The sequence below is a fragment of the Streptohalobacillus salinus genome (assembly GCF_003201605.1).
Lineage (GTDB): Bacteria > Bacillota > Bacilli > Bacillales > Amphibacillaceae > Streptohalobacillus > Streptohalobacillus salinus.
In genome coordinates this window covers 274,821-290,202 of the sequence record NZ_QJJR01000004.1, presented here as the reverse complement: position 1 = coordinate 290,202, position 15,382 = coordinate 274,821, and the positions used below count along the sequence as shown (strand labels likewise).

Genomic DNA, 15,382 nt, shown 5'->3' with positions numbered 1-15,382 from the left:
TTCGAGCAACAAGATCAAGCCTACAAAGATTCAGTTTTACCGAAAGACGTGAAGAAACGTCTTGCCATTGAAATGGGTGCTTCACTTGGCTGGGATCGTTACGCTGGTGATGAAGGTGATATTCTTGCGATTGATCGCTTCGGTGCATCAGGTGAGGGTAACCAAGTTATGATCGAATATGGCTTTACCGTTGAAAATGTTGTTAAACGGTTTGAAGCTGTTCTAGACAAATAATTCTTACAGAGACGAGCCTGCCAATTGGTAGGCTCGTTTTTTAATTTCCAATTGAGTTAGTTGAAAAGTTAATGAAGAGTGGTTATAAAAATAAGTTTAGATTACCAGTGATGGCTAATAATCAAATGAATTTTTAGCTTTTTATTGTATTATCAGCAAATCTTTAATATACTATATAAGAAATGAATTGAAGGAGGCAGGCATATATGACATTAGGTATCGGTTGGGTGATTCTAATCGCAATCATCGCAATCTTAGCTGGTGCGGCACTTGGATTCTTCATTGCTAGAAAGTATATGATGAATTATTTAAAGAAAAACCCACCTATTAATGAACAAATGTTACGTACACTGATGATGCAAATGGGTCAAAAGCCATCGCAGAAGAAAATTAATCAAATGATGCGCGCAATGAACAACCAAAATCAAGGGAAATAATCAATTTATTGATTTTTAATACATTGCCAAAGCTCTGTTGTAATCGCAACAGAGCTTTTTTATCGCAAATTCTAAAAAGTACATCGATAAATGTACCTAGTTAAGCGACCAGTTAAGAAGTGATTATTGTCAAAATATTTTACATATTTACGTTTATCCTTTAAAATAGGGTAGGGAGAGAACTGTCGCTGCTAAAATCCGACAGTTTTTTAGCGAGATATGACTTACATAGGAGGTAAAAATTACATGATAAATACTAAAAAAACATTTGAACTGAATGGTCAAACATTTAACTATTTTCAATTGAAAGCACTAGAAGAAGCAGGTAAAGGGAAAATTGAACGTTTACCGTTTTCAATTCGCGTATTACTTGAATCACTCTTACGTCAATATGACGGACGGGTGATTAATGATGAACATATCGAAGGGTTAGCGAAATGGGGGAAAGTCGAAAAAACAGATGTACCATTTAAACCTTCACGTGTTATTCTCCAAGATTTCACTGGCGTTCCAGCCGTGGTAGATTTAGCTTCATTACGTAAAGCAATGGTCGACATGGGTGGCGAAGCTAATAAGATTAATCCTGAAGTACCTGTTGATTTGGTAATTGACCACTCGGTACAAGTTGATGAGTTTGGGACAAACCATGCATTACTTGCCAATATGGAACTTGAATTCGAGCGTAACATTGAACGTTATCAATTCTTAAACTGGGCACAAAAAGCCTTTGATAACTATCGTGCAGTACCACCAGCAACTGGTATTGTTCACCAAGTTAACTTAGAATATATTGCAAGTGTAGTCCACAAACTTAAAAATGACGATGGTACATTTGATGCCTTCCCTGATACATTAGTCGGAACAGATTCTCATACAACGATGATTAACGGTCTTGGTGTCCTTGGTTGGGGTGTCGGTGGTATCGAAGCAGAAGCTGGCATGTTAGGTCAACCTTCTTATTTCCCTGCACCCGATGTCATTGGTGTTAAGTTTACGGGATCTATGCCTAACGGCATTACTGCAACCGATCTTGCTTTAAAGGTCACACAAGTATTACGCGAGAAGAAAGTTGTTGGTAAATTTGTTGAATACTTCGGTCCTGGCTTAAAGGAAATGCCTTTAGCTGACCGTGCAACCATATCTAATATGGCACCTGAATACGGGGCAACATGTGGATTCTTCCCCGTTGATGAAGAATCTCTAAACTATATGCGTCTAACAGGCCGTGATGAAGAACAAATCGACCTTGTTGAAGCATACTGTAAAGCCAACGATTTATGGTATGATTCATCGATGCCTGATCCTGAATTTACAGATTTAGTTGAAGTGAATCTGTCGGATTTAGAACCAAGTTTATCTGGACCTAAACGTCCACAAGATTTAATTTTACTATCTGACATGAAAAAATCGTTCAATGACTCAATTACAGCGCCTGCTGGTAATCAAGGGTTTGGTTTATCAGAAGAAGAATTTGAGAAAACAGCCACAGTTGAACATGAAAATGGCGAAACTTCTGTGATGAAAACAGGTGCACTAGCAATTGCAGCGATCACATCATGTACAAACACTTCAAATCCATACGTTATGCTAGGGTCCGGCTTACTGGCACGAAATGCAGTTAAGAAAGGGTTAACGGTACCAGCGTATGTGAAAACGTCACTCGCACCAGGTTCTAAGGTCGTGACACGCTACCTAGAAGATGCAGGCCTCATGCCGTATCTCGAAGAGCTAGGTTTTAATTTGGTCGGTTATGGTTGTACCACATGTATTGGTAACTCGGGTCCACTTGAGAAGGCTGTTGAAGAGGCAATTGTTGATAATGATTTAACTGTTGCATCCGTACTTTCAGGTAACCGTAATTTTGAAGGACGTATTCACCCGCTTGTTAAAGCAAATTACTTAGCATCACCACCACTTGTTGTTGCTTATGCACTAGCAGGTACCGTTGATGTTGATCTTAGAACAGAGCCGCTTGGCTATGATGAAAATAATGAACCTGTTTATTTTGATGACTTATGGCCATCTCTTGAAGAAATCAGAAATGAAGTCTTTAAAGTAGTTACGCCAGAAATTTTCAAAAAAGAATATGCGAATATTTTTAACTCAAATGAAAAATGGAACCAAATTGAAACAACAGATGAGCCGCTGTATGAATGGGATGATCAATCCACATATATTCAGAACCCACCATTCTTTGAAAACTTATCTGTTGAGCCAGATGTTGTTAAACCATTAAATGGTTTACGCGTCATCGGTAAATTTGGTGATTCGGTAACGACAGACCATATCTCTCCAGCAGGTGCAATCGCGAAAGACATGCCTGCAGGTCTTTACTTACAGGATAATGGTGTGACGCCTCGACACTTTAATTCATACGGCTCACGTCGAGGTAACCATCAAGTGATGATGCGTGGTACTTTTGGTAATATCCGTATTAAAAATAAACTTGCACCTGGCACAGAAGGTGGATTGACAACTTACTGGCCAACAGAAGAAGTCATGCCAATTTATGACGCCGCAATGAAGTATCAAGAAACGGATACTGGTCTTGTTGTTTTAGCAGGAAATGACTATGGAATGGGAAGTTCACGTGACTGGGCAGCTAAGGGCACGAATTTACTTGGCATTAAGACAGTGATTGCTGAAAGTTATGAGCGTATTCACCGTAGCAACCTTGTTATGATGGGTGTCTTGCCGTTACAATTCGATGAAGGTGAAAGCATCGATTCACTTGGCCTTACTGGTCGTGAGACGATTGATGTGAACATTGACCCGTCAGTTGAACCAAATCAACTGGTTGATGTTACTGCAACAGCAGAAGATGGCTCAGTTAAACAATTTAAAGCTGTCGCGCGTTTCGATAGTGATGTTGAAATTGACTACTATCGCCACGGTGGCATTCTGCAAATGGTGCTTAGAAATAAATTAAAAGAAGCATAAATATTATGGATCGTTCGAGAAGGAAGTCACTCATCATTTGGGTGACTTCTTTCATATGCGAATAAGTGTTTTAACCGATTTTTTTATGCTAAACTTAATAGAGAAAGAAAGGGGTAGAGACTATGACTAATCATCTCATCTTTTCAACAGTAAAAGAGGAAACGCTGTTAGACTGGACATCAATAAATGAACAACCGCCTTATCGCGAGATTGATTGCTTACGAGCGATTGATCAAATTCGTGCGGAGCCTGAACAACTATCAGATCGTGCAATTGCTGCTTTACACGTAATGCTAGCCTATCATCGCCTTCTGAGACATCAAGACACAGATCCGCTCTCAAGTAAGCTCTTAACCATTGCCAAAACTTACGATGAAGCCTTTCCAATGATCCAATCCTTAAACCAATTTAAAGACTTTTATCAAATTTTACAATATTTGCTCGTTTTACATGTCGAAACATGGTCAATAAGAGAGACTGATTTTGACCAAGCAAAGTTAAAAAAATTAACAGAGTGGCGTGCGGCAATCGAATTATTTCATGATGAAACACGGCATATTTCTATCTATCAAGTCAAGAACGATCAAGAGTTATCAAACATCTATCAAACTATCAAAGAACAATTATTAGATTTAGAAGAGATGTTCACGTCGAGTATTCAAAGGATTGAAAATAAAAAAACGGGGATACAAACGCAGGAAATCAACCAAAAGATCAAAAAATTAGCTGATATCATTCAACAATTTGATCGGACATTTCCAGCGTTATTTAATCAATCTGAACAGCAATCGCCCCTACAAAAATTAGAAGAGATGGTTGGGCTACATCAAGTCAAAAGCTACATGAAGCAATATTATCATTACTTAAAGTATCAACAAGATCGGAAAGCCCTTGGTTTTCAAATGATTGATGAACCTGGTTTGCATATGATCCTTACCGGTAATCCGGGAACTGGAAAAACGACAATTGCCCGACTGCTTGCAGAAATATACCATGAACTCGGCTTACTTGAAAATAATAAAGTGGTTGAAGTAAATCGCTCGCATCTGGTTGGTTCGTTTGTGGGTCAAAGTGAAGAAAACACGATGAACTATATTCGGGAAGCAGTTGGAGGAGTTCTCTTTATTGACGAAGCTTATAGTTTGCATCGACAAGATTCAAGTGGTAATGATTATGGTCAAGCTGTAATTGATACCCTTGTTTCCGCAATGACCAGTGGCGAATATGCCAATAAATTTGCAGTTATTTTAGCAGGGTATCCTGAAGAAATGCGACAATTTCTCTGGTCAAATCCAGGACTTAGAAGTCGATTTCCTGAGCAAAATTTAATTCATCTTCCTGACTTTAAAGTAAAAGAACTACTCGAGATTGCAGAAATCACTGCACTTGCTAACGACTACTTCTTCACAGAAACAGCATTGAATAGTTTTTATGGACTAATTGAACGTGCGAAAGTCGATGACACCTTCGGTAATGCTAGAACCGTCCGCGACCTCGTCATGAAGGCGATTTTTAAAAAGGGGGCTTCAATTTCTGTTGATGAAGAAGATGATTGGATAGATCACATGCATATTGAATCGAAAGATTTATCGGTGATGGAAGACGAGAAAGATGAAACGGCTCCGATGGAACAGCTTGATGGTTTAATTGGCTTAGCCAATATTAAAGAGGAAGTAAAAAAACTTTCTTCTTTTGTTTCAGTACAACAAACACGCAAGGAACAGGGCTATCCGACCGTGCCCATCCAATTACATGCTGTATTCTCCGGGCATCCAGGTACAGGTAAAACAACAGTTGCTAAAATTTATTCAAAGTTATTAAAAGAATGTGGTCTGTTAAAGCGCGGACACTTTGTGCTTGCATCACGTAGTGATTTAGTGGCTGGTTATGTGGGGCAGACCGCGATAAAAACTAAAAATAAAATTAGAGAGGCACTCGGAGGGGTGTTGTTTATCGATGAAGCCTATAGTTTATTTAGAGGTGAAAATGACTTTGGTAAAGAGGCTATCGATACCTTGGTTGATGAAATGACAAAACACAATGAAAATTTAGTCGTCATTTTAGCGGGTTATAAACAGGAAATGGAGCGCTTTATTGACAGCAATCCCGGACTAAGTTCTCGTTTTAAGAAATATTTTGATTTTAAAGATTACACGGCTGAAGAGTTATTGTCAATAAGCAGTTTTCACATTGCCCGTTACCAATATCATGTTGATGATTCGGTAACAAGCTACTTGCTAGAACGATTTACTGAAGAAGACATTAGTGGAAACGCTCGATTTGTCGTTAATCTTGTCGAAGAAGCGATTCAATTCCAAGCAATGCGTTTACAGAAAGAACTTGAAACAAATAAAGACGCATATAATCATTTAATAACGGACGATTTTAAACAAGCTTGGCAACAAGTGAAAGGAGCATAAGTTGTGAAAAAGGTGACGAAAGAAATTGAAGTGAGGTATCAAGAAACAGATCAAATGGGGGTTGTCTATCATGCGAACTATTTGATTTGGTTTGAAATTGGACGGACGGCTTTTATTCGTGAACTTGGTTTATCGTATGCGAAAATGGAAGCAAGACAGGTCGTTTCTCCTGTTACCCATGTTGAGATTGATTTTAAAAGACCGACCAAATACGGTGAACCCTGTTATGTGACAACTTGGGTGGAGAGCTATGATGGCCTGCGCACACGCTACTGCTACGAAGTGACCAATCAAGCAGGAGAGATTTGTGTGACTGGTGCAACCGATCATGTGATTGTTAAAAAAGATAATTTTAGACCAGTGTCGGTGCGGCGTATGTTCCCGGATTGGCATGAACGTTATTTAGAAGCGATGGTTGAATAAGCTCATGGCTTTTGGGTTAAAACGCCATGAATTAATCGCATGGAAGCAAGCGGTCGAAAATGGAGAAATCGCATTTATGACACATTTCTGGCAAGACCCTCGCTTTCCAGAGGCAACTTCAGTTACTAAGGTAGGTTGCAAAGACATTGAAAAGTTAAAAGCATGGGGGCAAAAACACGGACTCCCTGCCACATACATTCATGCTGATCCACTACACCCACATTTTGATTTGTTTCCACCGATTCAGAAACCGATTCTAAAAAAAGAAGGTTATCTCGATCAAATTGAACGCTTTAATTTATAAAACCTCGCGGTTATTGTTCGCTACAACAATAACCGCGAGGTTTTTCAATGATAACTTAATGGTGATTATGTTTAGTTTTCTTATCGGGTACCGGATCAAAACCACCCGGATGAAAGGGATGGCACTTTAGCACACGTTTTACTGCTAAGAAACCGCCTTTAAGTGCACCAAACTTTTCAATTGATTCTAATCCATACTGTGAACAGGTGGGTTGGAAACGGCAACTTGGAGGTGTAGCTGGACTGATATATTTTCTATACAAACGAATCATACCTAACAAAACCGATTTCATCGTTCATCCACACGTTTATCAAATGTGATACTAGCAAAAGCATCGTGAAGGTGAATCGACTCTTCGTTTCGACAACTAACTTTAAATGCAGCAGCAGCTTCCCACTCATAGATGTCAGCACTAACTAAACGCACCATATCCTCAACAAAGCGAGGGTTTTCATATGCATGTTCAGTGACAACTTTTTCATCTGGTCGCTTAAGGATGGGATGGATACGCGCACTGGCATTTGATTCCGCTGCCTCAAGTATAAAGTGCTTCCAATCTTCGATTGACTCATCAAAATCTGAGTGTAATTCTACTTCAACTTGCACAATACCACGTTGATTATGCGCACTATATTCACTGATTTCTTTAGAACAGGGACACAATGTTGTGATCGTTGCGGTTAGTCCTACTTCTACAGTATACGTATCAGGTGCCCTGTACGTCACTTTCGTGACTAAGTCAACGTGATTTAACCCAGATAAATGTGAATCAGGTGCTGGTTGTTGATAGAAATAAGGGACTGTTACTTCTAAGGTGGCATCCTCTGTTTTTAGTCGGTTGGCTAAAGCTTTCGTAAATGCTTTTAATGTTTTAAGTTTTAAATCAAGTTGATCATGACGGTAAGCCTCAGCCAATTGTTCAGTAAATCGGGACATGTTGGTCCCTTTACTGCCTTTATCTATTGACGAGTAAAACCCAAACGTAGCAATTGATGTTTGGAGTTGCGGCTCTTTTTCACCATATATCTTGACTGGATGTTTCACATTAGAAATTCCAACTTGATCAAGTTTAAAGAAATAATCGTCCTGTTTATTTTGAAGATCGACCATTGCATCTTTTACCGTTGGTTTTGTTCGTTTTCCTGGTGACGTTGAACCAAAGATGCGATGACGTTCTGCTTTTTTGGGTAATCTTTTTATCTGCTTTTGTTTGTTATTCAAATCGATGAACCCCTTTCAAAACAACGCTTTATCTAATGAGTATACGTTATGATGATTGTTTGTTTCAATCTTTTTAACTTATCATGCCATTTAGCGCCTGAATTTTCAATAAAAACTGCCTATCCATAGTAAAAACACCTTCCTAAGCTGATAGAAAGGTGTGACTATTTCTGTCGACTATATCCAGGTGATCTTAGGTTCTGTTTTATTTTTAATCCGTTTAATATTAGGGATATGACGATAAACGATGAATATAAATAATACCGCAGTTAAAATCATCAGACCAATATCATCTAAAACAAACGTTGTTAGCATCGCAATAAAACCGGTAACCATAGAAGAAAGTGAAACATATTTTGTTATATAAAGACTAAGGAAAAATGTTGCTAAAATGATAAAAAATAATAGCGGAGATAAAGCTAAAATTAATCCACCTGAAGTAGCAACTGCCTTGCCACCTTTAAAATTGGCGAACAACGGGAAGATATGACCGATCACCGCAAACACACCAATTATTAGCGGATTGACCGTGACTTGATCAAACAGCATTGGTAGAAGTACACTAATGGTTCCTTTTAAAACATCACTAATTGTTACAATCATTCCAGCTTTTTTTCCGAGGACCCGAAACGTGTTGGTACCGCCCAAATTGCCACTCCCGTGCTCTCGAATATCTACATTGTAAAAAGCTTTACCAACAATTAACCCAGATGGAATTGAACCTAATAAATAAGCGATAAGAATAAAAATAACGTATTGCCACATAAAAGTTCCTCGTTTCTCTTTTCGATTTTAGTCGCTTTATTTTAACACGATTTGCGGACAATGAAAAGCACAGATTGGTACCAGGTCTTAACTGGTATAATAAAGCAGCTTAACAGATGACCACTATAAAATGATTTGACCAACCTCTATTAAAAAGCTTAAACTAGGAGATAGACGATAAACTTTTGAAAAGAGGCGATCTCCATGCAACAACCCAATCATGAAACATTAAAACGTATTTTAACAAACGCGAAAACCATTGCAGTTGTCGGTTTGTCAGACAAACCTAATCGTACGTCTTATCAAGTAACGAAGGTGATGCAAAATGCGGGCTATAAGATAATACCGGTAAATCCAACAATTGAAGAAGCCCTTGGCGAAAAAGCAGTCGCATCCTTAGCTGATATTTCTGAACACGTAGATATAGTCAATGTATTTAGACGTTCTAATTTTCTTGAAGATATTACAAAGGCAGCGATTGAAATAGATGCAGATGTTGTCTGGGCACAAATGGGTGTGTATGATGGTGATGTGTTTAAGCGCTATCAAGATCAGATCGAAATTGTAATGGACACGTGTATTAAAGTTGCTTATTATGAGGTCATGCGCTAAACCGGAAATAGATTTATTAAATCCAACAATTCATGCTATACTAGAGATACGCGGCGATACAAACGTAAGTTCTATAGAATTTTGTATTGATTGACGGAAGGGGAAAGATCAGTTTGGTAGTTGAAAACAATTATAACGATGATTCGATACAGGTATTAGAAGGATTAGAAGCTGTTAGAAAACGACCTGGGATGTATATTGGTTCGACTGATGCACGGGGGTTACATCATTTGGTCTATGAAATCGTCGATAATGCAGTCGATGAAGCATTAGCGGGCTATGGTAACAAAATTGTTGTTACGATCCATGAAGATAACAGCATCACCATTAGTGATGAAGCACGTGGGATGCCAATTGGAATGCATCAATCTGGTAAATCAACACCTGAAGTGATTTTAACTGTTCTACATGCCGGAGGAAAGTTCGGTCAAGGCGGTTATAAAACGTCAGGGGGTTTACACGGGGTTGGTTCTTCTGTTGTGAATGCACTAAGTGAACAATTAGTCGTGACGATTCATCGCGATGGCAAGATTATGGAACAGCGCTTTGAGAACGGCGGAAAACCAGCGACCACGTTAAAACAAATCGGTAAAACAAAGAAAACTGGAACAACAATTTACTTTAAGCCTGATGCATCAATTTTCTCAACGACAAGTTTTCAGTATGAAATATTATCTGAGCGCCTTCGAGAATCGGCATTTCTCTTGAAAGGTTTAAATATCACCTTGATTGATCAACGTCATGATGTGACAGATGTCTATGAATACCCAGATGGTTTAAAATCATTTGTTGAGTATTTGAACGAAGACAAAGATGTCCTTCATCCTGTTGTAGCTATCGAAGGAGAGCATGCAGAGATTGAAGTTGATTTTTCATTTCAATTTAATGACGGTTATGCTGAGAGTATGTTAAGTTTTGTAAATAACGTACGTACTAAAGATGGGGGTACACACGAATCCGGCGCTCGTGCAGCTGTAACAAGAGTATTCAATGAATATGCACGTAAAAATAATATGTTAAAAGAGAAAGATAAAAACTTAGAAGGTAATGATATTCGTGAAGGTTTCACTTCGGTAATTAGTGTTCGTATTCCTGAAGAAAAACTTCAGTTTGAAGGCCAAACCAAAGGGAAACTTGGCACATCTGAAGCACGATCAAGTGTGGATAATGTTATCAGTGAGCATCTCGCCTACTTTTTAGAAGAGAACGCTGAATTGTCGCAACTGTTATTAAAGAAATCCATTCGCGCAAAAGAAGCACGTGAAGCAGCTCGAAAAGCACGTGAAGATGCACGATCTGGTAAAAAGAAAAAGCGTAAAGATGCCCTGTTAAGTGGTAAGTTAACACCTGCGCAGTCTAAAAACCCTAAACGAAATGAGTTATATTTAGTCGAAGGTGATTCTGCTGGGGGATCAGCAAAACAGGGACGAGATCGCAAATTTCAAGCCGTGTTACCGTTAAGAGGTAAAGTTGTTAATACGGAAAAAACTAAATTAGAAGATGTTATTAAAAATGAAGAAATTTCGACCATTATTCATACAATTGGTGCAGGTGTGGGTGGCGATTTTAACATTGAAGATATCCAATACGATAAAGTTATCATCATGACCGATGCTGATACAGACGGGGCACATATCCAAGTATTACTGCTCACATTCTTTTACCGATACATGCGTCCCCTTATCGAAGCTGGTAAAGTCTTTATTGCCTTACCCCCTTTATATAAAGTATCAAAAGGAAAAGGAAAAAAGTCAGAGCTTTACTACGCATGGAGTGACGAAGAGATGCGTGAAATATTGAAAAAAGTGAAGTCGGGTTATATTTTACAACGCTATAAAGGTTTAGGTGAAATGAATGCGGATCAACTTTGGGATACGACGATGAATCCTGAATCAAGAACTTTGATTCGCGTGACCATTGATGATTTGGCGCGTGCTGAACGCCGGGTGACGACATTGATGGGTGATAAAGTTGCCCCCCGACGAAAATGGATAGAAACACATGTTCAATTCGGTTTAGATGAGGAAACAAACATTATTGAAAATGAAAATATCCATACGGACTCGTAAGAGGAGGAACTGTTTTGTCAGAAGTAGAAAATTATTTAGACTTACCTTTAGAAGAAGTGATTGGTGACCGGTTCGGTCGCTATAGTAAATACATCATTCAAGAACGGGCCCTTCCTGATGCAAGAGATGGATTAAAACCGGTGCAGCGCCGGATTTTATTTGCGATGCATGAAGAACGAAACACCCATGATAAAGGCTTTAGAAAATCAGCAAAAACAGTGGGTACCGTTATCGGGAACTATCATCCACACGGTGATAGTTCCGTCTATGAGGCAATGGTACGCCTCTCTCAAGAGTGGAAAGTAAGAAATGCCCTTGTTGAAATGCACGGAAATAACGGGAGTGTTGATGGCGACCCACCAGCAGCTATGCGTTATACGGAAGCACGTTTGTCACCAATATCCGCAGAATTATTGCGTGACATTGATAAAGAAACAGTTGATTTCATTCCAAACTTTGATGATACCAATCATGAACCTGTTGTCTTACCCGCTCGCTTTCCAAATCTTTTAGTTAACGGTTCAACAGGGATTTCAGCCGGCTATGCAACAGATATTCCACCCCACAATTTAACCGAAGTTATTGATGCTGTGATTAAACGGATGGAAAACCCTGAAATCACAATAGATGAATTGTTAAAGGTAATGCGTGGTCCTGATTTCCCAACGGGTGGTATTATTCAAGGTGAAGAAGGTTTAAAACAAGCGTACAAAACCGGAAAAGGTAAAGTTGTTGTCCGTGGACGAGCACGAATTGAAAAACTTCGAAGCAAACGTGAACAAATCATTATTAATGAAATTCCTTACGAAGTGAACAAAGCAAGTCTAGTTAAGCGGATGGATGAATTAAAGCTTGATCGGAAAGTTGAAGGCATTGCCGAGATTCGTGATGAAACGGACCGAACTGGTATGCAAATTGTGATTGAGTTAAAGAAAGATGCAGATAGCGAAGGTATTCTGAACTTCTTTTATAAACATACTGATTTACAAGTGAACTATAACTTCAATATGGTCGCAATCTTAGATAAAACACCACGACAAATGAATTTAACTCAAATGCTTGATGCCTATATTAGTCATCAAAAAAACGTAATAACACGTGCATCAACGTTTGATTTAACAAAAGCTCAAAAACGACATCACATTGTTGAAGGTCTAATCATTGCTATATCTGTTTTGGATGAGCTGATTCAATCCATTCGTGAGAGTAAAGATAAACAAGATGCAAAAAAACGGATCAAACAGCAATTTGATTTTTCTGAAGAACAAGCCGAAGCCATTGTTAATTTGCAATTATATCGTTTAACAAACACAGATATCTCAGCGTTACAAAATGAATTAACAGCTTTGGAACAACAAATTGAAAAATTGACACGAATTTTGTCTGATGAAAAAGCGTTGTATCACGTCATTGTGACGGATTTAAAAGATATTAAAAAACGGTTTAAAACAGAACGCCTAACAACAATTGAAAAAGAAGTTGAAGAACTTAAAATCAATCTTGAAGTAATGATTGCATCAGAAGATGTTTTAGTCTCTGTCACCCGTGAAGGTTATATTAAACGCACTAGCTTACGTTCCTATCAAGCATCCAATGGTGATGGCTTAGCAATGAAAGAAGGAGATCGTTTAGTTGGCCTATTTGAAGTGAATACCACAGACACGATGCTGATGTTTACGGATCGTGGGCGTTATATTTATGCGCCGATTCATACGTTGCCGGATATTCGTTGGAAAGACCTTGCTCAACATGCTTCGAATCTTGCTGGTTTAGACCAGGGCGAAAAAATCGTTCAAGCCATGCCTGTTCGAGATTTTAATGATCAATCTTACTTAATATTCTTCACGAAAAACGGTATGGTTAAGCGCAGTGAACTTAAACTGTATGAGGCTTCTCGTTTTTCTAAACCATTAGTTGCTCTCAATCTAAAAAAAGATGATGCTCTAATTGATGTTGCACGCTCCAACGGATTACAAGATTTATTCGTTGTTTGCGATCGGGGCTACGGTCTACGCTTCAATGAAGCTGATGTATCCCCTGTCTCACAACGTGCTGCTGGTGTGAAGGCTATGAATTTGAAGAAAGATGAGCAGTTAGTAAAAGGACTTGTGATGGAAGGTGAGAGTGATGATACCTTCTTTAGTCTCGTGACTCAGCGCGGTGCAATGAAGCGTATGTATGTAACTGAATTCGAACAAGCAAAACGAGCAAATCGCGGTCAAATCATGTTAAGAGAACTAAAGGGAAAACCTCACCGCGTCGTTGGTTTTGAAGAAATAACACCTAATGACAAACTCATTTTAGTAACTACACGTGGTGATATAAGTGAACATCATCCCATGGCTCTTAGTATAAGTGACCGTTATAGCAACGGTTCCTTTGTACTCGATACCGACCAAGTTGGTGAAGTCCTCGATGTCTTTAAACAAGTCCTTTATCAAACACCGTTTAAAGACGAGTAATTCGGGAATATAAACGTGTAGTGAAATTGAGAGCAAAGCCAGCGTTTTGGTTTTGAAATAAAAGATAAAGGATGGTTCCCACATGATAGATGACATGTTATTTAAGCAAGCAATGGGTGAATTCGCCACTGGTGTCACGGTCGTAACGACAAAAACGTTTGATTCACAATTACCAACAGGAATCACAGTCAATGCTTTTATGTCTTTATCGATGGATCCAATGTTAGTTGCTATTTCAATTCGGAACAATGGATCAATCATTCGCTCTTTAAAGGAAGCGCATGCGTTTGGCATTAGTATCTTGAACAACGCACAAAAGGAGTTGTCTCAAATTTTTGCCAAACAAATTGAACAAAGCCAACCCGTTCGGTTCGATACTTTGAATGGAACGGATGTAATAGAAGATGCCCTTGTTCGGATGCGCTGTGTGACAGATGAAATCGTTGAAGCTGGTGATCACACCGTCTTCATCGCACATGTCACGGATATCGAAGTTAATGAGGGTAAACCTTTGCTTTATTACCAAGGAAAATATCATGAATTGAAATAATAGAACACCCTTTCTTTAGATGACAGGTAAAAGATGTCATTTAAGAAAGGGTGTTTTTGTAGGTTTACACTTAATTTTCAGAAAGGTAATGGGCGATCTGATCGAACCCGCGAGAAAGGGTGCTTGCCTCATGACTATCCGAACCGGGTATGAGGGGGATGCCTCTTTTTATTGCTGACTTTACAACAACTGGATTCGGATAAATTGTTTGACAATCCGGTTTGTATAAGCCGGCAGTGTTTAAATCTAAGTGATAGTTTCGTTTCATTACCTCATCTAAGATCGTATTTAGTTCATTTGTATATTGTTTGAAATTTGGGTAGACACGCTTAAATTTCTCAATCAAGGTTATATGACCGATTCGATTTGGTTTATACGGCCCTAAATCTGCTTTAATAGACTTTAGCAAGGTGGCATAGTACGTCTGGTAAACGGTATCGATGTCCCCAAATACATCAATTAATTCAGAAAATTGGTCGCTACTAAAGTCAAGGCAATAGTACGCCCCTTGAGGACTTTTTAACATATGAACAGAAAGAATGGCATCATCAATCTCTTCCCCGAATTGATTCAAAAAATCACTCGTTGCCTCTTCAAACCCTTCAATATAATCGACTTCAAAACCAATATTAATCGTGATTTTATCAGCATACTTAGTTTTAAGTTGCTTCAGCGTCGAAATATACGCTGAAACATCAGCTACATTCATGCCGCTATCTTTATTTGGTGTAGGATCGATGAAACCATCTGGTAGAGGTGCATGTTCCGTAAAACTAATCGCCTTTAACCCTTGCATAAGTGCTGTGTTGATATATTCTTCAAATGCATCAGTTGTACCGTGCGGACAAAAGGGCGTATGTACATGATAATCCCCGAAATTAGTCATTTAAAAACCTCCTTGTTTCCTATATGATATAATTAACAGAACAATTTGAAAAGAAAAAA

14 protein-coding genes are annotated in these 15,382 nt (G+C 38.7%); 10 read left to right on the top strand and 4 right to left on the bottom strand.

The annotated features are described in order from the left end of the window. From DES38_RS05815 to DES38_RS05790, 6 genes are all read left to right on the top strand, one after another. The coding region (locus DES38_RS05815; RefSeq protein ID WP_425450533.1) for a transketolase-like TK C-terminal-containing protein at positions 1-234 on the top strand (234 nt) is incomplete at its 5' end. A gap of 206 nt (positions 235-440) precedes the next feature. Next, positions 441-671 carry a YneF family protein gene (locus tag DES38_RS05810; RefSeq protein ID WP_110251153.1) on the top strand — a complete coding sequence of 77 codons (231 nt, stop codon included), beginning with the start codon at positions 441-443 and terminating at the stop codon, positions 669-671. 246 nt (positions 672-917) lie between these two features. Beyond that, entirely contained in the window at positions 918-3,611 is a 2,694-nt protein-coding gene (gene acnA / locus DES38_RS05805; RefSeq protein ID WP_110251152.1) for an aconitate hydratase AcnA, read from the top strand. A 122-nt stretch (positions 3,612-3,733) separates the two neighbouring features. Beyond that, entirely contained in the window at positions 3,734-6,031 is a 2,298-nt protein-coding gene (locus tag DES38_RS05800) for an AAA family ATPase (protein WP_110251151.1), read from the top strand. Positions 6,032-6,034: 3 nt separating this feature from the next. Then, positions 6,035-6,454 (top strand): acyl-CoA thioesterase, encoded by a 420-nt coding sequence (locus DES38_RS05795; protein ID WP_110251150.1) that lies wholly within the window; start codon positions 6,035-6,037, stop codon positions 6,452-6,454. Positions 6,455-6,458: 4 nt separating this feature from the next. Beyond that, on the top strand, positions 6,459-6,758 hold the full coding sequence (locus DES38_RS05790; RefSeq protein WP_110251165.1) for a hypothetical protein: 300 nt from the start codon (positions 6,459-6,461) through the stop codon (positions 6,756-6,758). 55 nt (positions 6,759-6,813) lie between these two features. On the opposite strand, the gene yidD is transcribed toward DES38_RS05790, so the two are convergent. From yidD to plsY, 3 genes are all read right to left on the bottom strand, one after another. Further along, complete coding sequence (gene yidD / locus DES38_RS05785) at positions 6,814-7,050, bottom strand: membrane protein insertion efficiency factor YidD (protein ID WP_110251149.1); 237 nt, start codon at positions 7,048-7,050, stop codon at positions 6,814-6,816. Continuing rightward, positions 7,047-7,979, bottom strand: coding sequence for a GTP cyclohydrolase FolE2 (gene folE2, locus DES38_RS05780; protein ID WP_110251148.1), 933 nt, complete (start codon positions 7,977-7,979; stop codon positions 7,047-7,049). Before folE2 ends, yidD begins: the two co-directional genes overlap by 4 nt. Positions 7,980-8,156: 177 nt before the next feature. Further along, positions 8,157-8,744, bottom strand: a complete 588-nt coding sequence (gene plsY, locus DES38_RS05775; protein ID WP_110251147.1) for a glycerol-3-phosphate 1-O-acyltransferase PlsY — start codon at positions 8,742-8,744, stop codon at positions 8,157-8,159. Positions 8,745-8,948: 204 nt separating this feature from the next. On the opposite strand from plsY, the gene DES38_RS05770 reads away from it, so the two are divergent. The 4 genes from DES38_RS05770 (at position 8,949) to DES38_RS05755 (ending at position 14,437) form a co-directional block, all read left to right on the top strand. Continuing rightward, positions 8,949-9,356 carry a CoA-binding protein gene (locus DES38_RS05770; RefSeq protein ID WP_110251146.1) on the top strand — a complete coding sequence of 136 codons (408 nt, stop codon included), beginning with the start codon at positions 8,949-8,951 and terminating at the stop codon, positions 9,354-9,356. 113 nt (positions 9,357-9,469) lie between these two features. Beyond that, positions 9,470-11,425: a DNA topoisomerase IV subunit B gene (gene parE, locus DES38_RS05765; protein WP_425450532.1), complete on the top strand. Its 1,956-nt coding sequence runs from the start codon at positions 9,470-9,472 to the stop codon at positions 11,423-11,425. Between the two features lie 14 nt (positions 11,426-11,439). Next, positions 11,440-13,887, top strand: a complete 2,448-nt coding sequence (gene parC / locus DES38_RS05760; protein WP_110251145.1) for a DNA topoisomerase IV subunit A — start codon at positions 11,440-11,442, stop codon at positions 13,885-13,887. 82 nt (positions 13,888-13,969) lie between these two features. Then, entirely contained in the window at positions 13,970-14,437 is a 468-nt protein-coding gene (locus DES38_RS05755) for a flavin reductase family protein (protein WP_110251144.1), read from the top strand. A 70-nt stretch (positions 14,438-14,507) separates the two neighbouring features. Here the strand turns inward: DES38_RS05755 and hisJ are convergent, their stop codons facing one another. Next, positions 14,508-15,323, bottom strand: coding sequence for a histidinol-phosphatase HisJ (gene hisJ, locus DES38_RS05750; protein ID WP_110251143.1), 816 nt, complete (start codon positions 15,321-15,323; stop codon positions 14,508-14,510). Positions 15,324-15,382: the final 59 nt, after the last annotated feature.

Excerpts from the sequence above, each read along its gene's own strand:
- plsY (WP_110251147.1), bottom strand. The coding sequence starts at position 8,744 with ATGTGGCAATACGTTATTTTTATTCTTATCGCTTATTTATTAGGTTCA.
- DES38_RS05800 (WP_110251151.1), top strand. The coding sequence starts at position 3,734 with ATGACTAATCATCTCATCTTTTCAACAGTAAAAGAGGAAACGCTGTTA.
- hisJ (WP_110251143.1), bottom strand. The coding sequence starts at position 15,323 with ATGACTAATTTCGGGGATTATCATGTACATACGCCCTTTTGTCCGCAC.
- DES38_RS05770 (WP_110251146.1), top strand. The coding sequence starts at position 8,949 with ATGCAACAACCCAATCATGAAACATTAAAACGTATTTTAACAAACGCG.
- DES38_RS05790 (WP_110251165.1), top strand. The coding sequence starts at position 6,459 with ATGGCTTTTGGGTTAAAACGCCATGAATTAATCGCATGGAAGCAAGCG.
- acnA (WP_110251152.1), top strand. The coding sequence starts at position 918 with ATGATAAATACTAAAAAAACATTTGAACTGAATGGTCAAACATTTAAC.
- yidD (WP_110251149.1), bottom strand. The coding sequence starts at position 7,050 with ATGAAATCGGTTTTGTTAGGTATGATTCGTTTGTATAGAAAATATATC.
- DES38_RS05810 (WP_110251153.1), top strand. The coding sequence starts at position 441 with ATGACATTAGGTATCGGTTGGGTGATTCTAATCGCAATCATCGCAATC.
- DES38_RS05755 (WP_110251144.1), top strand. The coding sequence starts at position 13,970 with ATGATAGATGACATGTTATTTAAGCAAGCAATGGGTGAATTCGCCACT.